Genomic DNA, 20,123 nt, shown 5'->3' with positions numbered 1-20,123 from the left:
TCCACAGGATCGCGACCGATCAGCGCCCCACCGCGTCCCGCCACACCGCGTGAAACTGTTGGATGCGCTCCTCGTTCAGGCCGAGCAGGGCGGGGGCGTCGGTTTGCCTCACGCCTCGAAAGGCCTGTTCGGATTCTTCCTGATCCTCGCGCAGCAGGGCGACGTTCAGGTCCCGAGCGGTGTCCTCGATCACCCGGCGCGCCGCAGAGCCGCCCTTGCCGCCCCCGTCCAGACCACCCGGATCGGCCAGAAACAGCCGCAGGCGCAGCGCGCAGCGCGCGGGGTCGAGCGGGTCATAGCTCTGCACGCTCATCACCAGACCACGGGTGAATCCAATCTCCAGATTGGGGAAAATATGCAGGTGGTCGTAATCCCGCAAACGCTCGCTGGGGCGGAAGTCCAGCCGCTTGGCCACCCCATCCCACCAGCGGGCGCTTTGGTCCGACACGCTGGTGACGCCGCGTGAATGGGCGCCCGCATGGTCGCACCGCCAGTCGCCCTTGACCAGCTTGCGGAAGGTGGTCGGATGGACGGTGTCGGCATGGTAGACCTCCAGCACGCTTTCAACGCCCATCTTCCAGTTGGCGTTCCACACCATCTCCTGTTCGTCGAAGGAGCGGACGAAGATGTCCGACGCGTGGCGCAGAACCTCGCCATACGGCCCCAGCCAATCCTCCAGCGTCGGCCCCTCCGCCGCGATCCGCAGGAACAGGAAACGCCCACAGGCCGCGACCGCCACCGGGGTCAGGGCGCGTTTGCAGCGCCCCGCCTTGTCCAAACCGAAAAAGGCGTCGTTGCCGGGAATGCCGTAGGGCACGCCGTCGCGGTCGTAAGTCCAGCCATGATAGCCACAGCGCAGCAGCCCGTTGCCGCGCGGCTCCCGCTTGATGATGGCGAATCGGTGGGCGCAGACGTTGCGGAAGGCGCGCAGCTCGCCATCAAAATTCCGAACCACCACGTCCAACCCGCCGATCCGCCGGGTCAGCCAATCGCCGGATTTGGCGAGATCGTCGGTGAATCCGGCGAACACCCAGCAGCGGCGGAAAATCCGCTCCTCCTCGACGGCGAAGACCGCCGGATCATGGTAGGCCGCCGGGGGAATGCCCGGAACGGCCTTGGCCGGCGCGAAGCCCGGCGCGCTGGGGGGCGTGTGCATGACCGGCAGGGTAACGGCGCGCCGCCGCCGGGTCCAGGGCCGACCGGGCGCCGCGCCTGCGACCGCGTGACGCTTCATCCCTCACGCTCGAAACAGGCTCGCCTCGATCCCGCGCCGTCCGTCGGCGTTGGCGATGTAGGCGCAGACCAGCGCCCGCCCATCGGGCAGGACCGTCGCCCAGGGATAGCCCAGATCCGGCGATGGCCCGTCGTCGCGCAAAAGGATCTCCGGCGCGTCGTCGGGGGATTGGGTCAGCGGGTCATAGACGCGGGCGCGCAGGCCGTAGGGCTTGTGGCGGTAGCCGCCGCACAGCAGCAACCGCCCATCGGGCAACGGGCAAGGGTCATAGGGATGACCGATCACCGCGTGCCGCCGCCACGGCTGCCAACTGTGGCCCTGATCGTCGGAGCGCGAGGTCGCCAGATGGTCGTCCAGCCCGGTGGTGCGGTGGAAGGCGGTCAACACGCCGCGCCCGTCCAGATACAACGCCGTCTCGCAAAAACCCGCCTTGCCCTCTGGATCATGGGCGATGACCGCGCGGCGCTCCCAACTCTCCCCCCGGTCGGTCGAGGCGAACAGATGGCTGGCGTAAGCGCCCCCGGTCGGGTGATGGGTGTAGCCGGTCAGCAGGATGGTTCCATCCGCCGTCTCCACCGCGCGCCCGCGCACGGCGCCGCCATGGAAGGGCCGCTGGCCGGGCAGGATGTCGGGATGATCGGGCAAAGCGGGCAGAAAGGCGTGCGGCGACCAGCTTCGCCCGCCGTCGTCGCTGTGGCGGGTGTAGCCGCCCCAGAAGAGGTAAAGGTCGCCGGTCTTTTGCGGGCTGCTGGTCAAACCGATTCCCGCCGCGCCCAGGGCCACGCCAACCGCCGCCGGAACCGGGTACCAGCAGAAACCGGCCAGCAGGATGCGCCCGTCGCGCAAAACCAGCAGGCTGGCGTCCTGGTCGGCGGCCTGCGGATCGGGCGGCAACCCGACCGGCTCGCCCACCGGCATTCCGTCATGGTCCAGAGTCAGAAGGACGGTTTGCGACCGGGAATCGAGATGATCGACATGGTCGACGCCGCTCCCCAACAGCCAACGATGATCGCGCGCCCGCCGGAAGGCGAGCAGGCTGCTTCCGTCCGCCCGCGTCGCCACCGACGGGAAGGAGGCGTAGAATCGCGCGTCCCGATACAGAACCCGATGCTCGATCCGATCCGTCACCCGTCCAACCTCCCCCGCGACGTCATGCCCCAGCCAGCATAGCCAGCGGTTGCTCGTTCCGCGCCTTGAAAAGACCTGCGGGATCGGAAAGAGTTTCACGGCGTCCTTGTCGCCTTTTGCGGGTGTTTCCACCATGACCGTCCTGACCGCACTGTCCCCCATCAGCCTGCTGGACGCCTTCCGGGCCAAGGCGCGGACCCGCATCGCCTCCCCCGGTCAGTATCTGCGCAAGATCCGGCAAGACGGGCGTTACGCCATTTACGACATCCTGCCCATCGTCACCGACCCCGACCTGCGCGACCGAATGGCCGCGATGATCGCCTGGGGACGGCCCCGCACGCCGGATTTTCACCCCTCCCTGACCGCTCGCGACTGGCGCCGAACGCTGGAGCGCGACGGCATCACCCCGCTCCTGCCGCCCATCGACCCCGGAATCGTCGCCGATCTGCGCGGGTATTTCGAGGAAACCCCCTGCATCGACTCGTTCCGCCCGCATCTGGGCTGGTTCCGGCCCGACTCGCCGCCCAGCCCGGACTCCAACATGGGCTATCACAGCATCGAGCAGATCCTGCGGGCGCCCCGTGTGATGGACCTGTTCAACGACCCGCGCGTTCTGGAAACGGCGGAGCTGTATCTGGGCTGCAAGCCGCTGCTCGACAACATCGGCTGCTGGTGGTCCTACGGCGGCGAGACCTTTGGCGCGCGCGAAGCCGCCAAGGGAACCCAGCGCCACCACCGCGACCTCGACAGCCTGCGCGGCTTCAAGATTTTCTTCTATTTGACCGATGTGGGGGAGGAGAGCGGCCCACATGTCTTCGTCAAGGGCAGCCACCGCAGCCGCCAACTCTCCACCGGCCGCGCCCTGACCGACGCCGAGGTCGAGGCCGCCTTCGGCGCACACGACACGGTGGCGATGACCGGCCCGGCGGGAAGTTGGTTTTTGGGCGACACCTACGGCGTCCACAAGGGGGCCTTGCCGCGCCGGGGCCGCCGTCTGCTGCTGTCGGCGCAATACAACGTCAACCGCACGCCGCACGGCCCCCGACAGCCCATTCTCAGCCGGGCGGAGTGCGGGCATGATCCCTTCGTGAACCAGATTTACGCGGCCCCCTGAGCCGCGTCCCGTCCCCGGATCAGAACGCCTTCAGCTTCTTCCAGGCGAAGACCACCATGCGGGCCAGCAGCCAGCCATGGGTGAAGCGCGAGATCTGGGTTTCGCCATAGCTGCGGTCGGCGTAGCGGACCGGCACCTCGACGATCTTCAAATTCAGCTTGGCCGCGCCGAAAATCAGATCAAAGTCGCCGAACGGGTCGAAATCGCCGAAATAATGGCGGTTGGCGACGATTTCCTCGTAATCCTTGCGCCACAAAACCTTGGTGCCGCACAGCGTGTCGGTGAAGCGCTGGTTCAGCAGGTAGGAGAAGATCCGCGCGAAGGCCCGGTTCGCCAGGAAATTCAGGAAGCGCATCGCTTCCGCCGCCATCGGGTAGACCAGACGGGTGCCGTTCACGAACTCGCCCTTGCCCGACACCATGGCCTGATAGAATTTCCCCATGGTTTCCGGCGGCACCGTCAGATCGGCGTCGAGGATAATCAGGATGTCGCCGCGCGCCACCTTGAAACCGGCGCGCACCGCGTCGCCCTTGCCCTTGCCGGGCTGGCGCATGACCTTGATGTCCCAGTCGGGGTAAGCGTCGCGGACCCGCTCGCACTCCTCATAGGTGCCGTCCTTGCTGTGCCCTTCGCAATAAAGGACCTCGATGTCCGGAGCGAAGCGGGGCAGGCGGCGGATGGCGTTTTCGATGTTGCCGCGCTCGTTGCGGCAGGGGATCAGCACCGTGACCGACGGCGGCTTGCCGTCCACCGTCACCGTTTCGACCGCCTGCGGGCGGGCGACGACGTAGCTGCGCAAACACAGCCGCCGGATGCCCGGCAGCGGGGCGACGCAGCGGTTGACCAGCGGCCCCAGCCCCAACAAACGCTTTGGGATCAGTTGGCGCCATTCACGGCGCACCGGCTCCCACCCCGCCAGATCCAGCAGATTGACGATGTCGGTGGTGGACAGCCAGTTCTGTTGGCCCTGCGGCATTCGCATGCCCAGCTTTTCCGCCACCCACAGGATCGGCTCCCAGGCGCGGGAATGGTAGCTGACGATGATCCGCGTCTTGGGCGTGGCGAAACGGCGCAGCAGGCGCAACGTCTCTTCGATGTCGTCGAGAAAGCCGATGGTGCCGGACAGAAGGATGTGGCTGAACGGCCCGTCGATGGCGTCGAGCGCCGCCGGATCCTCGGCGTTGCCCGCGTGGAATTCCAGTTGCGGATGACGCGCCCGCGCTTGCGTCACCGTCGCCGGGCTGAGGTCAATGCCGACGCCGCGCGCCGGGTTCAGGGCGGCCAGCGTGTCGCCAACGCCGCAACCAATCTCCAGCACCGTGGCCCCGTCCGGGATCAGGAAGCGCAGATAGGCGCGGTCGGCCTCGTGGAAGGCTCGGTTGCGCTCAGCCCAACGGACCGGCGCCGCCGCCGCCGCGTCGAACAGGGCGCGGATCCGCTCCTGTCGGGAAGACAGGGGAGTCGGCTGGGCGGCGCCCTCTCCGGCGGCGGTCCGGTCGAGAATCGGCAAGGTCGGTTCGGTCATCGGGAGGAATCCGGCAGGGAAGAGGTTTCATGCCGCAGCAGCAGCCAAAAGACGCCGCCGGGAAGCGACAGGACGGCGATTGACGTCCCGATCAGAAGAGACACAAGCAGGGCGGCGTCACGATCAAAGCCCAGCAGGGTGAAGCCGGCGATCATCGCCCCCTCGCGGACGCCCCAGCCGCCCAGCGAGACGGGCAGAGCGGCGGCGACGATGGCCGCCGGGACAATCGCCAGCCCGTCCAGCCAGCTCAAGGGCAGGCCCAACGAACGGGCGAACAGGATGACCGCCGCGATGGTGGCGAGATGAACCGCGATCCCATGGCCCAACGACGCCCAGGCGGCGGGCCGCCCGGCCATGGCGCGCAACTCCCCGACCGCCGTCCAAAGCGTTCGGCCCAGCGCCCCGTCGCGCAAACGCCGGGGCAGGGGCAGTCGGTCGCGTGGAATCCGCGCCACCAACAGCAGGGCGCCCATGCCAAGGCCAAGGGCGGCGGCCCCGCCCAGCACGGTCCAGGCGACGGCGGGGGGCGCGACGGCGGCCAGACGCGGCAAGCCGACCAAGCCGATCAACACGACGCCCAGCAGCGCCATCAACCGATCCACCAGAAGCGCCAGCATCACCGCCCCCGCCGGATGGCCCAAACGCCAGGTGAACCAGCCGCGCAACAGGTCGGCCCCGACCGAGCCGGGCAGGACCTGCCCCAGAAAGCTGCTGGTCATCTGGAGCCGGAAGGCCAACCAGCGGGTGATCGAGAAACCGGCGGCCCGCCCCACCGCGCGCCACCGCAGGGCGGCCAACGGCAGAGTCGCCGCCTTGACGGCCACGCCAGCGGCCAGCAACAGCGGATCAGCGGTGGTCAGGCGGCTGGCGATGGCGGCCCAATCCGCCCCGGCGGCGATCAGCGCCAGAATCGCGACCGTCACCACCGCCTTTATCAGGGTCGACCAACGTCGGCCCCGCGCGGCGTCCGGCGCGGTCCCCGGAGGGGCAAAGGGCGGGTCGAAAAGGGCCTGGGGCATCATCCCTGCGCGCAAGCGTGGAGGCCGCGCGCAACGGCGCGACCGAACGGGCCGTTGTAGCGGTTCAAGCCCCGGCTGTCATCTTCTCTGCCATTTCAGGCTTTGCCGCCGATCGAAAATCGCCGACACTGGCGCCATGACGTCCTCTTGAGCGAAGACGCCAGCCGGGTGCGATCCGGCGCCGCGCCACAGGCGATGGCGATGCTGTGCAACACCATGCTCGGGCATCACCAATCTCTTCGACGACCCGCTCCCCGCTCCCCGCTCCCCGCCGTCCGCATGGCATGCGCCGAAGGTCGCTGCGCCACCATTGCAACCGTCAAGAACGGCTATTCTTCGAATAGCCCCAGGCCCGCCCGTTAGGCCAGTTGACGGAGGAAAGGGGGGCGTGCATTAGGTGGTGGCACTCTGAAAAAAGACATGGCGTCATGCGCATCCTCGTTGCCATTCCCCATTTCTACCAGGCGACCAATCTTGGTTATTACGGCTCTTTGGGGCCGGATCATCGACCTCGTCTGGCCAGTTTGACGGCAAGTCTGGCCGCTCTTCACCAGGTGTTTGGTTCTGCACAAGGCCTGATTTTTGCTCCAGAGCACTGTCTTCGTCAGACAAACGAGGTGACCAACGCGACGATTGACATCGTACTGTGCACAACTGGCAATAACCATCTGGCGGATCACTTGCCCGCCGGTCTGTGCCGCCATCACGCCACTGTGGCCTCTCCGCCGTTGCTGGGCTATGAGTGTCACACCATTTTGCGAAATGGGCTTGGCCAATATGATTGGTATGTTTATTTAGAAGATGATATTCGGATCGAGGATCTGTTCTTCTTCCAAAAATTAATGTGGTTCCAGGAACTGGTTGGCGATGAACGTTGCGTTCTTCAGCCCAACCGTTTCGAGGTGACGGACACGGGAGCGGTGCTGCGGCTTTACATTGATGGGCACCCGTTTTCCAGAAACTTGGTGCCACAGCAGGCTGTCGGAGACGTGCCAAGGCGTATCGAAGCGCCCCATCTTGGCAGGACCATTGCCTTTCAGCAGGTGCCCAATCCTCACAGCGGGTGCTTTTTTCTCACCGAGGCGCAGATGCGGCGGTGGGCTGCCGCGCCTGATTTTCTTGATCGAGCCACAAGTTACATTGGACCATTGGAAAGCGCCGCCACGTTGGGGCTAATCCGGCATTTTGCGGTTTACAAACCGGCGCGGGAGAATGCGGGATTTCTGGAGGTCCGCCATGGCGACCATCGCTATCTTCAACGGCGCTTGGCATTTTCCAACACGCCTCCCTTCCATTACAGCGTTGTGTCGAGCAAAAGTTGATGATGGCAGACAGGTTTGCCCTTTTGCCCTTTTGGGCCCTTGACCTGTCGGCCATCAAGCCTTTTGGTTTCCGCCATCGCGTTCAGTGGCCCGGCGTCCGCGATAGCGGCGGCCATCCTCGTGCAAATCGGCGTCGTCCAGGCGGTAGCCGGCGGCGCGCAGCGCCTCCAGAACCAGATACTGTTTGGTGACGCGACGTTCGGCGGCGAGCGCCGCGAGCTGGCGGTTCAGATAGCGCGGCACCGTCACCTTGAACTCTTCCGTTGGCTCACGCGGCGGTGGTTCTGGGAGGGGCGCCGGGATCGGCACGGCTTCCGGCACGTGGCGCAGAGTGGCCATCGGGCGCAGAGAGGGCAGGCCGATGGTGGTGGCGAACTCGTCCGCGCCAGCCAGCAGACGCTGATCGTCCACCCCATCGGCAAGCGCGGCCAGGGCCGACAAATCCGAACGGCGCAGAGACGTGTCGGGGCGTGTTGGAACAGCGTCTTCACCGTCGAAAGCGGACGGCAGGGGCTGGCGGTCGCGGCGATTCTTGGTCATGCGAGCGCCTCCGTGCGGACGGCCGCGTCCAGTTCGGCCAGCCGCCTCAAAAGTTCGGATTTGATCGCCTGGATGTTGGCCGCCGCCGCGCCGTCAGGATCCGACACGCGAGGAGGAACGCCGGTCAGCAGCATTTCTTTGTAGGCGGTTCGCTCCATCAGACTGCTGGAAAAAGTCGGCATGCGGGTTTCGCCGTCGCTGCGGATCTGTCGGGCAACCCGGCTTTCAAAGCCTGAGGGAACCCGCGTCCACAGCATGGCCCGACCGATGACCCGGTTGCCGATGTCGCCGGTCTCGTCGATCTGGTGGTTGGTGCGCAGCGCGTCGCGCAGGTCGGGGGCGGATTGCTGGCACGGCACGATGACGAACGCCGCTTTGCCGATCCCCAGGATCGTCAAGCGCGAGGCGACGCCGGGCAGGTCAAGGATCAGGAAATCGCAGCCGCTGCGGGCGTTGCGAATCTCTCCAATGACGCTCTCCTCACCGACATTGGGAACGATTGAAAAGCCTGGAAGGTCGGCCCGACGTCCGAAAGCGGCGGCGTGTTGGTTGGGGTCGCAATCAAGGATGCTGGCGCGCAAGCCATCAAGCGCCAGATCCGTCGCCAAGGCGCAGGCCATCGTGGTTTTGGCGCAACCGCCCTTGTTGCTGGCCAGGGCAATGGTGATCACGGGAGGGCCGCTCCGAATGGTGAGAATAGGGGATCGAACGCGTTGGACTTTAAGTGTCATCGGGCAGATGGGCAAGAGGTCTCTTGCTCTGGCATTCTTTTGGTCAAGAACCCAAAAGGATATTTGGCCTCTTGGGCCTGTGTTGCACTCCGACCAGAGGGTACTCCCTATTGGATTGAATAATAACAAATATCTGTGGGGTGCTGTCTGGGCTGAGGCATCGGCGCGCCGCCCACCTTGATGGGCATGATGGCAAGAAACCTATTGGGCAAAAGGGTTTTTGGGCAAACAACCAAAAGCGACACTCCATTTTCCGGGTGCGCCGTGGCGCGCGGCTTGACGCTTTCGGCCAACTGGTGAATTACAAGGCGTCGCCCGCCGCACGCATGGGTCGGGCAATCCAAAGCCGATGGTAAGGAAGAGCGTATGTCAGACAAGGTCGCGTTGATCACCGGAGCCACGGGCCAGGATGGCGCCTTTCTGGCGGAGCTTTTGCTCGCCAAGGGTTATCGGGTGCATGGGCTGAAGCGGCGTTCCTCGTCCTTCAACACCGCGCGCATCGATCATCTCTACCGTGACCAGCATGAACCGGATGTGCGTTTCGTGCTCCATCACGGCGACCTCACCGACGCGACCAACCTGATCCGCGTGGTGGGGGAGGTCCAGCCGACCGAAATCTACAATCTGGCGGCCCAGAGTCATGTGCAGGTCAGTTTCGAGACGCCGGAATACACAGCCAACGCCGACGGCATTGGAACGCTCCGCCTGCTGGAGGCGATCCGCATTCTGAAGCTGTCCGACCGGGTGCGCTTCTATCAGGCCTCCACCTCGGAGCTGTATGGCAAGGTGCAGGAAACGCCGCAGAAGGAAACCACCCCCTTCTACCCGCGCAGCCCCTACGCCGCCGCTAAGCTTTACGCCTATTGGATCACGGTGAATTACCGCGAGGCTCATGGGCTGCACGCCTCCAACGGCATCCTGTTCAACCATGAAGGCCCGACGCGGGGTGAAACCTTCGTCACCCGCAAGATCACCCGCGCCGTCGCCGCCATCGCGCTGGATCGTCAGAAGCGCCTCTATCTGGGCAACCTCGACGCCAAGCGCGATTGGGGCCACGCCCGCGACTTTGTGGAAGGCATGTGGCGGATCCTGCAACAGGACCAGCCCGACGATTATGTGTTGGCCACCGGCGAAACGCACAGCATCCGCGAATTCGTCGAATTGGCCTTCTCGCACACCGACCGCAAGATCGCCTGGACCGGCAGCGGGGTCGATGAGAAAGGTGTGGACGCTGAGACGGGTGAAATTCTGATCGAAATCGATCCCCGCTATTTCCGCCCAACCGAAGTGGATTTGCTGCTGGGCGACCCGTCCAAGGCGCGGGAGAAGCTGGGCTGGACTCACACCACCGCCTTCCCCGATCTGGTCCGGGAAATGGTCGAATCCGATTTGCACGCAATCAAGCTGGAGGCCCCGCGCTATGGCGACCGTGGCTGAGACGGCTGCGCCGTCTTCCCCCTTTTCTCTGGAAGGCCGCCGCGTCTGGGTGGCCGGGCATCGGGGCATGGTGGGATCCGCCATCGTCCGCCGCCTGGGCCGGGAGGGCTGCACTGTCCTGACCGCCGGGCGTGACCGCGTCGATCTGCGCCGACAGGCCGAGGTCGAAGCCTGGATGGACGCGGAGCGGCCCGATGTGGTGGTCGTGGCGGCGGCTCGGGTCGGCGGCATCCTGGCCAACTCGACCCGACCAGCGGAATTCCTCTACGACAACCTTGTGATCGAGGCGAACGTCATCCACGCGGCGTGGAAGGCAGGGGTGAGCAAGCTGCTGTTCCTTGGCTCGTCTTGCATTTATCCGCGACTGGCGCCGCAGCCGATCACCGAAGACGCCCTGCTGACCGGGCCGCTGGAGCCGACCAACCAATGGTACGCCATCGCCAAGATCGCGGGCATCAAGCTGTGCCAATCCTACCGCCAGCAATATGGCTGCGATTTCATCTCGCTGATGCCGACCAACCTGTACGGCCCCGGCGACAATTTTGATCTGACATCCAGCCATGTGCTGCCCGCCCTGATGGCCAAGATCGACCGCGCCAAGCGCGAGGGATTGGAGGCTGTGGAGATCTGGGGCAGCGGCCAACCCCGGCGTGAGTTCCTGCATGTGGATGATCTGGCCGACGCCTCGGTCTTCCTGTTGCAAAACTACTCGGGCGACGTGCCGCTCAACGTCGGTGTCGGCTCCGACGTGACCATCCGCGAATTGGCGGAGTTGATCGCCGACGTCGTGGGATTCACCGGACGCTTCGTTTACGACACCAGCAAGCCGGACGGCACGCCGCGCAAGCTGCTGGACGTCGGGCAACTGGCCGGGCTGGGCTGGAGCGCCCGCATCGGACTGCGCGACGGGGTGGAAAACGCTTACGTTTGGTACCGGGAGCATGTGTTGCGCGCCGCCACGTCCTCCTAACCCAAATCCGCCCCGATGATGGCCGCCCCTTTCCCCCTGCGGCGTAAGGCCCGTTTTACCTCGGTGTTCGAGGCCGGGCGTTTTCTGGGCGCTTTGCACCCGCAAGGGATTTGGGTGGAGGACGCCCACACCCTGCGCCTGTTTCCCGCGTTGTTCGTGTTGAACGACGTCTTGGTTATTCCGCCGGATTGGAGCGTCCTGACGAACGATGACCGGTTGATCGTCGATGGAATCGCGATCAACCCCTATCTGATTCGCAAGGGCCGCTTTCCGGCAATTCAGCCGACGGGGGGCGAGGGCTGCGCCCTGACGCTGGAGGTTGGCGATCCCATCGATGAGCCGGTTTTTTTCGTCGGCGGTGATTGCATGGGCAATTACTATCACTGGCTGGTTGATTTTTTTCCCCGCCTCGTGGCCTTCCTGCGGTTGAGGCCCCGGCTGCGGGCGCTGGGAATCTTGCGGATTGCGTTGCTGCGGGATCCGCCAGAGGTTGTTTTCGCCCTGCTCGCCCATTTGGGTCTGCGGGAGGAGGATGTGCTGTGGATCGACGGCAACCAGCCCCGCCCCGTCCGGTCGCTGGCGCTGCTGTCCAACGTTTCGCAGTACGGCTATATCCATCCGTTCGCTGTTGAAACCTTGCGCGCCGAGTTCCCGCCGCCGCCCGGTGCGGGAGCAGCGAAGCGGGCGCTGTATGTGTCCCGGCGGGATGCCAACGCGCGGCGGATTCGGAATGAAGAAGAGCTGACCGCAGCCTTGGCCGCTCGAGGAATCGAAACGGTTGTTCCCGGCGCTCTGTCTTTTGATGCTCAACGCCGGTTGTTTGCCGAAGCCTGCGTCATTGTCGGACCGCATGGGGCGGGGCTGACCAACATGCTGTTTGCGCCCCCCGGCGCGAGGGTGGTGGAGTTGTGGCCCGACGCCCCGCCGTTGCGGCATTTTGCCTTTCTCGCGCGCGCTCTCGGTCATCGCTTCACGGCTCTGCGGGCGGCGCCAACAGGCGCCGATCCGTCAAGCGATCACAACGCCGATTTCCACGCCGATCCGACGCGTGTCCTTACCGCCCTGGAAGCGCTTGAAAACGAAGAGGGAGCCGACCTTTTCAGCAACACCTGACCAGTTCAGGGTGATCGAGGAACCTCTTGTTTCTGCCCTCTTACTTTTACTATGTCATAAAATACACAATTTTTGGCAGCAAGGACATCGCTGGAGGTTTCAAGCGAGCGTCCGGGCCGATGGTGATGCGCAGGGTGGCGATAGACGTCGGGACATGGCGCTTAGGACGGGTCGGCGGCCCCGCGTGGTCGGAAATCTTCGTGAATTTCTGGCGCTTGGAGGCGCTCGGAGGAGTACAGACCTTCACGTCGCAGGATCGCGGCGATCCCGTCGGTGTCCGCCGCCCGATCCGTCTCCTCCAGGATCCCCAGATTCTCCGCCGCCGTGAAGGTGCGGCGTTGCGGACGGGCCAACCGTTCCGGGGAGGCTGCCGCAGGCGCGGCGGCAACCCTCGGTGGGCTGCCAACGTCAGGGACGGCGCCAACTCCAGTGACTGGCGGGGGCGTTTGTTGGGCATAACCATGCAATGAGTGTCCTACGCCCTCGAGCCTAAACTTCAGAGGGCTGGTCTCATCTTCATTGGCACGGAGGGCGTAGCCGACGCCGTGCATGTCGCCCGGCAGGAAACACTTGACCGCGTCTTTCGCATCAATCCAGAACGGTTCGCCCGCAAAAAGCCTGAACCGCCCGCCATGCCAATCGAAATCTGGATCAGTCCAACCAAAAAACCGGAAATCATCCAAGTCTGATTCGCAAATCGGCCCTTCTCATAATCGTTGACACGTTCCGGCAACTCCAATCTGTACTTCCCCTTCAGCCAACCACTCCAACGCATCCTCCAAGGCCCGCAAGGGCCGGGTATCCTCGTGAATATGGCGGCATCCCTCCTGGATCCGCACCGAGACGGTAGCTCGCCACACTGGATCATTGCCCAAACGGATGGCAAGCGCGACATAGTCGTCCAGATCCGCCGCAATGGTCTCGGTGACGCCCGCTTGCGTCAGAATGGCGCCGCTGTGACGCCCGCGCATCAACGCTCCGGGCAAGGTCACCACCGGAAGCCCCTCGGCGACCGCTTCCAGCGTCGTGTTGCCGCCCGACCAACCGACGCTGTCGAGATAGACGTTGGCCCGCCGATTCAGCGCCACATACTGCCCCGGTCGCAGATAGGGCAAAATCACCACATGGCGCGCGGCGTCCAACCCATGCCGGGCAAAGGCCGCGTCCAGCCGTTTGCGCAGCCGCGCTGCAACTCCGTCCGCACGCGGGTTGATGAACAGGAACTGACTGTCAGGAACGTGCAAGGCGATCCGTGGGAACAGATCATCGTGTTGGGGCAGATATTTGGACACATACTGGCAGCAGAGATAGGCAATGGACGAAGGCCGAACGCCAAAGGCGGCGAAGTCCGTCGCCTCGGAATCCACCACCAACGGCGGATAGGCGATGCCAAGCCCAGGCAGGCGGATCAAGCGCTCGCTGTAATGCTCGTCGGCGCCCTCCGGTTCCATCAGATCGCTGCTCAGCACGCAGTCGATGGTTGGCAGCCCCGTGGTGTCGGGATGCCCCCAGGACACGCACTGAACCGGGGCCAGCCGCAACGCCGCCAGCTTGCTGGTCATCGGATCCATGCCGATTTCCGGGTAAATCAGCGCATGCAGATCGTCGGCCCGGATGGCGGCGGCCATCGCGTCAAACGACAGCCCGTCGGCAAAGCGGTGAAAGCGTGACCGCGCCTGTTCGGTGCAGTCATCGCGAATGGCGGCGGTGTGATAGCCGTAAAGCTGGATGCGGGCCGGATCCAGCCCGTCCATCCAACCTCGGATCATCAATTTCCAGATCGTGTGCCACCGGAAAAAACCCGAAGCGACGCCAACCCGCAGCGGCTCCCCCGGAGAGCGCGGCGGCATGGGCGGGCGGTTCGCCCAAGCCGGATAGCGCGCCGCCATCACCCCGGCGACGAACCGGCCATAAAGCTCCTGAAGCGGGCGGTCGCACCGCTCCTGATAGGCAAGATAATAGGGTTGGAAGCTGCCGATCGCGTTGGCCGCCTCCTGAACCGCCGCCGGATCGTCCAACCGCACCGACGCGACAAGCGATTCCAGATCGGCGGCGTATTGCCGCCGCGCCAGCTCGATGTCTTCGCTCTGGTCATAGAGGCTGGGAAGGCGCGCCATGCACAACCCCAACCGCGCCACGCTGTCCATCCTGGCAAGCTTGGAGGCTCGATCAAAGCAGGAGGCCGCCCGATCAGGATCGTCGCGTCTCTTGGCCAGAAATCCCAAAAGCAGCCAGACGCGCGACTCCGCTGGCAGAAGAAGAGCGGCGCGCTCCAGCGCCGCTTGCGCCCCAACATGATCGGCCTGCGTCAGCCGCGCGTCGCCCAGCGCCAATTGACTGCCGCCCAGTGTTGGATTCAGCCGCACCACACGATTCAGAACTGCCGCTGCCGCCGCCGTCTTTCCCTGCTTCTTCAACAGGATGGCAAGATTGTGCTGAGCCTGAACAAACTCCGGCGCGATGGCGATGACGCGGCGGAATTGGGCAAGAGCGGCGGGGTGCCGCCCCCGAGCGAACAGGGCGTTGGCGATGGCGAAATGGACGTCGACGTCCTGGGGCGCGGCCCGCAGGGCGGCCTGAAGCGCCGCCGCCTCTTCGGGCAAACGGTTCTGACGACGCGCAAGAGCGGCGCGGCGCAGAAGAGAGGCCGCCGACATGTCCGTCTGTGTGTTTTGCGTCATGACCCGCGTCTCCATGTCTGGAGGCGCTGGAGCAGCGCCTTTTCCAGCCTCTCCACGACATTGCCCCAATCACCGGCGGTCGTCTGCCGGAACAGACGCGCCGTCGGGTACCATGGACTGTCATCGCGGTCGAGCAGCCATCGCCAATCCGCCAGATGCGGCAAGAGGATCCAGACCGGACGCCCCAGCGCGCCAGCCAGATGCGCCACCGAGGTGTCCACCGTCACCACCAGATCCATGTCCTGCATGAGGGCCGCCGTGTCCGCCATGTCGGCGATTTCCGCTGACAGGTCGGTGATGAAACCGGCGCCGGGCGTGGTCGACAACAGATCGGCGTGCGGCCCTTTTTGAAGGCTGAAGACCCGCAGACCTGGAATCCCGCCCAACCGGGTCAGCGCCGACAATGGACAACTGCGCGACGGATCGGTCGGCGAACTGCCCCACACCAGCCCGACGCGGAAACCGCCGTCCGGCAACGCCACCCGACGTTTCGGCGCCCGCAAATAGGGAACAGCGGCGAGGATGGTGTCGAGCCTGGAACCGAGCAGCCCAGGCAGGCTCATCAGCGACGCCTGGACATCGCAGGGCGGCGGCGGATCACGGGTCGTCGTCACGCGGTCAATGCCCGGCTGCCCTTCCAGCAGGCTTGCCAACTCGGCCTGACAGCGCAGCGCCACGGAGCCGCCGGACAGCGCCTGAGATTGCGCATAGCGCAAAAACTGAAGGGTGTCGCCCAACCCCTGCTCGCACACCAACAGCAGCGTTCGCCCGTTCAATGGGCCGCCATCCCAAGCGGGAACGCCGCGATGCTCCACCGGGGTGCCCGGACGCCTCCACCGCCACTCATACTCGCCCCAGCCCTCGGCGAAACGGCCCACGCGCAGCAGATTCAGCGCCAAGTTCCAATGGGCGTCGACGCAATCGGGGTCAAGCGCCACCACCCGCTTGTAAAGGGTGATGGCCTCATCGAAACGATGGAGATGTTGCAGCAGATTGGCAAAATTGTAGCAACCGGCCAACAGGTCGGGCTGCTCGGCCAACAACACACGGAATTGCGCCTGCGCGGCGTCCAGTCGTCCCCAATCCTTCAGCGACGTGGCGAAGTTGCTGCGAGCCGCCGCGTCTGCGGGCAGGGCGATGAGCGCTTGTCGGAAGAAATCCACAGCCAAACCATAGCGTTGGCTGCGATGGGCCATTGCGCCCAAAAGCTTCAGGGCTGGTCCGTGCAGAGGCGCGCGGTCAACCAAAGCGTGACAGATCCGGGCCGCCTCCCGCAGATCTCCCGCTTCATAACGCCGCCGCGCCTGAACATAGGCCGCGTCCTGATCGAGAGCTTCATCCGCCGGGGCGGGAGGATCAAAGGACACGGTCGCGTGATCTCGTGTGCGGAACGGAGGCGGAGGAAACCCTGCTTGTCACCGGCTTTTCCTGGTGGCTCTGTTGAATTGTTCCGGTTGGGCGCAGAAAGCTGTGGTATACGCCCGCCCGCGCCGCCGCATCAACCGGATTTGCCCAGTTTCGTTTCTTCGGGGTTCCGTGCATCCATCCGATTCCTCACCGACGCGCGCTGACGACGCGTCCGTTCCGGACAACACTGCGCGTCTGCGGGACGTCATGCGCCATCATATGCGCGGCGGTCGACTGGTCGAAGCACGGCGGATCTGCGCCGTCCTGACCGCGCTGGATCCCCAATCCGCCGAAGCCGCCCTGACCGACGGCCTGCTGCGCCAATTGCACGGTGATCCGCAACGAGCCGAGCGGGGCTTTGCCCGCGCCCTGACGCTTCGACCGGATTATGCCGAAGCCTGGGCCAATCGGTCGGCCCTGCGGTTGATGAAGGGGCTGCCGACGAAGGCGCTTGCCGACAGCGCCATCGCCCTTGCGCTCGCCCCCGCCCTTCCGCCCGCCCACGCGCTGCGCGCCCGGCTGCTTTACGGCCAGAACGAGCAGGAAGGCGCCGTGGCCGCCGCCGGGCGCGCGCTGCTCCTTGGCCAGAACCGCCCGGAATTGCCGGTCCTTTTGGTGGATGGCTTGCGACGGCTGGAGCGCATGGCCGAAGCGGAAACGGCATGCCGCGCTTTTCTGAAAAGCGCGCCGGACCGGGCCGACCTTTGGAGTTTGCTGGGGCTGATCCTGACGGACGACCATGAGGCGGCGGCGGCGAGCGGTCGCGCCGTGCTGCTTGATCCGGCCAAGGTGACGCCGCTGGTCAATCGCGGCAACGCCCTGCTGCGATTGAACCAGATCCCTCAGGCGACGTCCGCTTTCCGGGCCGCCCTGTCCGTTGACCCTGGGCACCCGGAGGCGGCGTTCGGCTTGGCTTCGGCCCTGCTCGATGGCGGCCACTGGCGGGCGGCGGCGGTGATGCTGGCAACCGAGCGACGCCGATCTGACGCCGCCAACCCGTCCACGCTCTGGCGCCGCATCGGAGAGGCGGCGGAAGCGGCGGGAGAGCGCATGACCGGACTGCGCGCGTTCCGACAGGCGGCGCAACGCTCGCCAACCGACGCCCGCCACCGAGACCGGCTGGCCAGAGCGGAAACGGCGGCGGGACGGCACAGCCGAGGTGAGACCCTGTTTCACACGGCGTTGGCTCTGGCCCCTGCCGATTCCAGCCTGCTCACCAACAGCGCCATCGCCATGGTCGACGAGGGGCGGGTGGATGAAGCGGTGCGCCGGTTGCGACGCGCGTTGATCGTCAACCCGGCCTCGTACAAGGCGCACAGCAGTCTGCTGTTCGCCCGGCAATATCAACCCGGCGGCAGCCCGGCGGAAAGACGGGCCGAACATCGGGCGTGGCATGACCGGCACGCCGCCGCTCCGAACCCGGCGATCCCCAGCGATCCACCCGGCGGCGTTTTCCCGAACGATCCGGCTCCTGAACGGCGTCTGCGGATCGGTCTGGTGTCGGCCGACCTGCGCCGCCATCCGGTGGGTTATTTTGTGGCGCCCTTCTTGGCCACCCACGACCGTGAACAGATCGCCGTGATCGGTTACGCCAACCAGACAGCGCCCCACACCCCCGACCCGCTGACGCGCGAATTGATGGGGCACGCCGCCGGGTGGCGATGGATCGGCGACTTGGACGACGCGGCGGCGGCGGCGGCGATCCGCGCCGATGCGATTGACATCCTGGTCGATTTGTCCGGCCACACCGCCGACCACCGCCTGCCGCTTTTCGCCCACCGCCCAGCGCCGATCCAAGCGACATGGATCGGCTATCCGCACAGCACCGGGATGAGCGCCATCGACCTCATCATCGGCGGCGGCTTGGAGATGCCCGAAACAGCCGCCGACTGGTTCGAAGAGCGGCTGGTGGCTCTGCCGCAGGGCCGCTTCTGCTACCGCCCGCCTGACGAGGCTCCGCCCGTCGGCCCGCCCCCGGCCTTGAGCAATGGCGGCACCATCACCTTCGGCTCGTTCAACAGCTTGGCCAAGCTGTCGGTGGACACGGTGGCGCTGTGGGCGCGGGTGATGGCGGCGGTTCCCAATTCGCGGTTGGTGCTAAAAGCCCGACCGCTGGGCGATCCCGTGGTGCGTGATCGGATTAGTCGGCGTTTCGCGGCGGCGGGCGTCGATCCGCAACGGCTCGACTTGCGCGGCTGGTCATCCCACGCCGCGCTTCTCGCGGAGTATGGGGAGATCGACATCGCGCTCGATCCCCTGCCCTTTTCCGGCGGCTTGACCAGTTGCGAGGCCCTGTGGATGGGCGTTCCCATGGTCGCTTGGCCGAACGACCGCCCCGCCGGTCGGCAGAGCGCCCATTTCCTCAGTCTGCTTGGCCTATCGGATCTCGTGGTCGACAGCGCCGACGCCTGCGTCGAGGCGATTGCCAAGCTGTGCGGCGATCTGGAACGGCTGACGGCGTTGCGGGCAGGGCTGCGCGCACGGATGCGGCACTCTCCCCTGCTCGACGGGCCAAGCTTCTCCCGCGCCCTGGAAACAGCGCTCCGCGAGGAATGGCGACGCTGGCGCCGGACGGCCTCAACGTGACCGGCGCCACCCCTTATCCCAATACGGCAAGCGATTACCCCACTTGGCTTTCCACATGCCGGATGTGTTCCTGATCGCCAGGGCCGGCATGCGCGCGCGCCCGTTCGAGCCATTGGCGCGCCCGGTCGCGGTCTGGAGCGCCAAGCCGACCACGCAGCGCCATCAGCGACAAATTGAGGCACGATTGAACATGCCCGGCGTTGGCGGCCTTCTCGAACCAGTCCGCCGCTTTCTGATCGTTGCGAACCACACCGCCGCCGCGTGAATACAGCAAGGCAAGCGAAAACTGCGCCGGGACATACCCCTGCTCGGCCGCCTGCCGATACCATTCCGACGCCTCGAAGCCATCCTGCTCGACCCCCTGCCCGGTCTCGTACAGGCTCCCCAACCGCCATTGCGCCTGAGGATAGCGGGCAAGCTTGATCGCCGTGCGGTACAGGCTGGCCGCCTTAGCCGGGTCCTGGGGAACCCCCTGACCACGCAGACGCATGTTGGCCAGATTGAGGACCGACGGCGCATGGTTGCGGGCCACCGCTTTTTCAAACCACTGAATCGCTTCGACCGGATCGGCGGGCACATCGGTTCCGCTCGCCAGCAGAACCCCCAACTCACCCGCCGCGTCGGGATTCCCGAGTTCGGCGGCGGTGCGCAGATGCTCCACCCCAGCCTTCGGATCCCGCTCCACCAGCTTGCCCTCCAAAAACATCCGGCTGAGGACGACATGCGCCTTGGAGCAATTCTGAACAGCCGACGCCTTGAGCAGTTCCAGAGCGTGCGGGATGTCTGGCTCACCGCCCGACCATCCGTACAGGAAACGCTGCGCCAGATCGAGTTGAGCAAAGGCGTGCCCAGCTTTCGCTGCACGTTCCAGCCAGAGGAACCCCTCGGCTTCGTTGCGCTCAATGTTGACGCCGGCAGGAAACAAAAGGCTGCGGTTGGAATGAGGGTCAGCCTCGTCCGTCGCCGCGTAGAGCCGCATCGGATCGCTGTAGTCCCGCACCTTGCCCATCCCCTGGGAATAGATCTGTCCCAGGAAGTGCTGCGCGTCGGTGTGCCCCAACTCCGCCGCCCGACGTATCCAACTGACCGCCTCCGGCATGTTGCGGACGACTCCGCGCCCCTGCGCGTAACATTGACCCAGCCGGAACAGAGCGTCGGTGTGACGCCGACCCGCCAGAATTTTCAGCAGCCGCGCGCCCTCCGTCAGGCGCCCTTCCTCAAAAGCAGCGTCAGCGTCGCTCAGGAGCTTGTCGGTTCCCCGAAGCTTCTGAAACAAGCCGGGAAAAGGGATGCGCTTCCCCTTTGGCCAGGATTGA

At 65.4% G+C, this 20,123-nt stretch carries 15 protein-coding genes and 3 pseudogenes; 8 read left to right on the top strand and 10 right to left on the bottom strand.

Going from position 1 to position 20,123, the window contains the following annotated elements:
• Positions 1 to 19: 19 nt before the first annotated feature.
• Together D3877_RS28230 and D3877_RS28225 are read right to left on the bottom strand one after the other, a co-directional pair.
• Entirely contained in the window at positions 20 to 1,234 is a 1,215-nt protein-coding gene (locus D3877_RS28230; protein WP_238475145.1) for an aromatic ring-hydroxylating oxygenase subunit alpha, read from the bottom strand.
• Between the two features lie 3 nt (positions 1,235 to 1,237).
• The gene (locus tag D3877_RS28225) at positions 1,238 to 2,461 is read right to left on the bottom strand and encodes an exo-alpha-sialidase (RefSeq protein ID WP_238475144.1); all 1,224 of its coding nucleotides are present in this window, start codon (positions 2,459 to 2,461) and stop codon (positions 1,238 to 1,240) included.
• A 34-nt stretch (positions 2,462 to 2,495) separates the two neighbouring features.
• Between D3877_RS28225 and D3877_RS28220 the strand changes: the two genes are divergently transcribed.
• Complete coding sequence (locus D3877_RS28220) at positions 2,496 to 3,476, top strand: phytanoyl-CoA dioxygenase family protein (protein ID WP_119834134.1); 981 nt, start codon at positions 2,496 to 2,498, stop codon at positions 3,474 to 3,476.
• Positions 3,477 to 3,495: 19 nt separating this feature from the next.
• Here D3877_RS28220 and D3877_RS28215 read toward each other — a convergent pair whose 3' ends face one another.
• Complete coding sequence (locus D3877_RS28215) at positions 3,496 to 5,001, bottom strand: bifunctional class I SAM-dependent methyltransferase/glycosyltransferase family 2 protein (RefSeq protein WP_119834133.1); 1,506 nt, start codon at positions 4,999 to 5,001, stop codon at positions 3,496 to 3,498.
• Positions 4,998 to 6,023, bottom strand: coding sequence for a lysylphosphatidylglycerol synthase transmembrane domain-containing protein (locus D3877_RS28210; protein WP_119834132.1), 1,026 nt, complete (start codon positions 6,021 to 6,023; stop codon positions 4,998 to 5,000). Before D3877_RS28210 ends, D3877_RS28215 begins: the two co-directional genes overlap by 4 nt.
• Before the next feature lie 108 nt (positions 6,024 to 6,131).
• On the opposite strand from D3877_RS28210, the pseudogene D3877_RS28205 reads away from it, so the two are divergent.
• Positions 6,132 to 6,383 (top strand): annotated as a pseudogene (locus tag D3877_RS28205) (hypothetical protein); the annotation flags it as partial.
• A 65-nt stretch (positions 6,384 to 6,448) separates the two neighbouring features.
• A complete protein-coding gene (locus tag D3877_RS28200; protein WP_119834131.1) occupies positions 6,449 to 7,342 on the top strand; it encodes a calcium-binding protein in 894 nt (297 codons plus the stop codon).
• Between the two features lie 54 nt (positions 7,343 to 7,396).
• On the opposite strand, the gene D3877_RS28195 is transcribed toward D3877_RS28200, so the two are convergent.
• Both D3877_RS28195 and D3877_RS28190 read right to left on the bottom strand, forming a co-directional pair.
• The gene (locus D3877_RS28195) at positions 7,397 to 7,882 is read right to left on the bottom strand and encodes a hypothetical protein (protein WP_119834130.1); all 486 of its coding nucleotides are present in this window, start codon (positions 7,880 to 7,882) and stop codon (positions 7,397 to 7,399) included.
• Positions 7,879 to 8,553, bottom strand: coding sequence for a ParA family protein (locus D3877_RS28190; protein ID WP_158600031.1), 675 nt, complete (start codon positions 8,551 to 8,553; stop codon positions 7,879 to 7,881). The genes D3877_RS28195 and D3877_RS28190 overlap by 4 nt, the downstream gene beginning before the upstream one ends.
• A gap of 426 nt (positions 8,554 to 8,979) precedes the next feature.
• On the opposite strand from D3877_RS28190, the gene gmd reads away from it, so the two are divergent.
• The 3 genes from gmd to D3877_RS28175 all read left to right on the top strand — a co-directional run bounded on the left by gmd (position 8,980) and on the right by D3877_RS28175 (position 12,133).
• Complete coding sequence (gene gmd, locus D3877_RS28185) at positions 8,980 to 10,050, top strand: GDP-mannose 4,6-dehydratase (protein WP_119834128.1); 1,071 nt, start codon at positions 8,980 to 8,982, stop codon at positions 10,048 to 10,050.
• Entirely contained in the window at positions 10,034 to 11,020 is a 987-nt protein-coding gene (gene fcl, locus D3877_RS28180; protein ID WP_119834127.1) for a GDP-L-fucose synthase, read from the top strand. The genes gmd and fcl overlap by 17 nt, the downstream gene beginning before the upstream one ends.
• A 366-nt stretch (positions 11,021 to 11,386) precedes the next feature.
• On the top strand, positions 11,387 to 12,133 hold the full coding sequence (locus D3877_RS28175) for a glycosyltransferase family 61 protein (protein WP_158600030.1): 747 nt from the start codon (positions 11,387 to 11,389) through the stop codon (positions 12,131 to 12,133).
• A gap of 227 nt (positions 12,134 to 12,360) precedes the next feature.
• Here D3877_RS28175 and D3877_RS28170 read toward each other — a convergent pair.
• Positions 12,361 to 12,596 (bottom strand): annotated as a pseudogene (locus D3877_RS28170) (IS3 family transposase); the annotation flags it as partial.
• 67 nt (positions 12,597 to 12,663) lie between these two features.
• Here D3877_RS28170 and D3877_RS28165 point away from each other — a divergent pair.
• A pseudogene (locus D3877_RS28165) lies at positions 12,664 to 12,822 on the top strand (IS3 family transposase); the annotation flags it as partial.
• 18 nt (positions 12,823 to 12,840) lie between these two features.
• Here D3877_RS28165 and D3877_RS28160 read toward each other — a convergent pair.
• Both D3877_RS28160 and D3877_RS28155 read right to left on the bottom strand, forming a co-directional pair.
• Complete coding sequence (locus D3877_RS28160; protein ID WP_158600029.1) at positions 12,841 to 14,814, bottom strand: O-linked N-acetylglucosamine transferase, SPINDLY family protein; 1,974 nt, start codon at positions 14,812 to 14,814, stop codon at positions 12,841 to 12,843.
• Positions 14,811 to 16,181: a tetratricopeptide repeat protein gene (locus D3877_RS28155; protein WP_119834124.1), complete on the bottom strand. Its 1,371-nt coding sequence runs from the start codon at positions 16,179 to 16,181 to the stop codon at positions 14,811 to 14,813. The genes D3877_RS28160 and D3877_RS28155 overlap by 4 nt, the downstream gene beginning before the upstream one ends.
• Before the next feature lie 259 nt (positions 16,182 to 16,440).
• Between D3877_RS28155 and D3877_RS28150 the strand changes: the two genes are divergently transcribed.
• Positions 16,441 to 18,807: a tetratricopeptide repeat protein gene (locus tag D3877_RS28150; protein WP_158600028.1), complete on the top strand. Its 2,367-nt coding sequence runs from the start codon at positions 16,441 to 16,443 to the stop codon at positions 18,805 to 18,807.
• 34 nt (positions 18,808 to 18,841) lie between these two features.
• On the opposite strand, the gene D3877_RS28145 is transcribed toward D3877_RS28150, so the two are convergent.
• A complete protein-coding gene (locus D3877_RS28145; RefSeq protein ID WP_158600027.1) occupies positions 18,842 to 20,083 on the bottom strand; it encodes a tetratricopeptide repeat protein in 1,242 nt (413 codons plus the stop codon).
• Positions 20,084 to 20,123: the final 40 nt, after the last annotated feature.

Source organism: Azospirillum cavernae, from assembly GCF_003590795.1.
GTDB lineage: Bacteria > Pseudomonadota > Alphaproteobacteria > Azospirillales > Azospirillaceae > Azospirillum > Azospirillum cavernae.
This window is presented reverse-complemented; position numbering and strand designations above follow the sequence as displayed.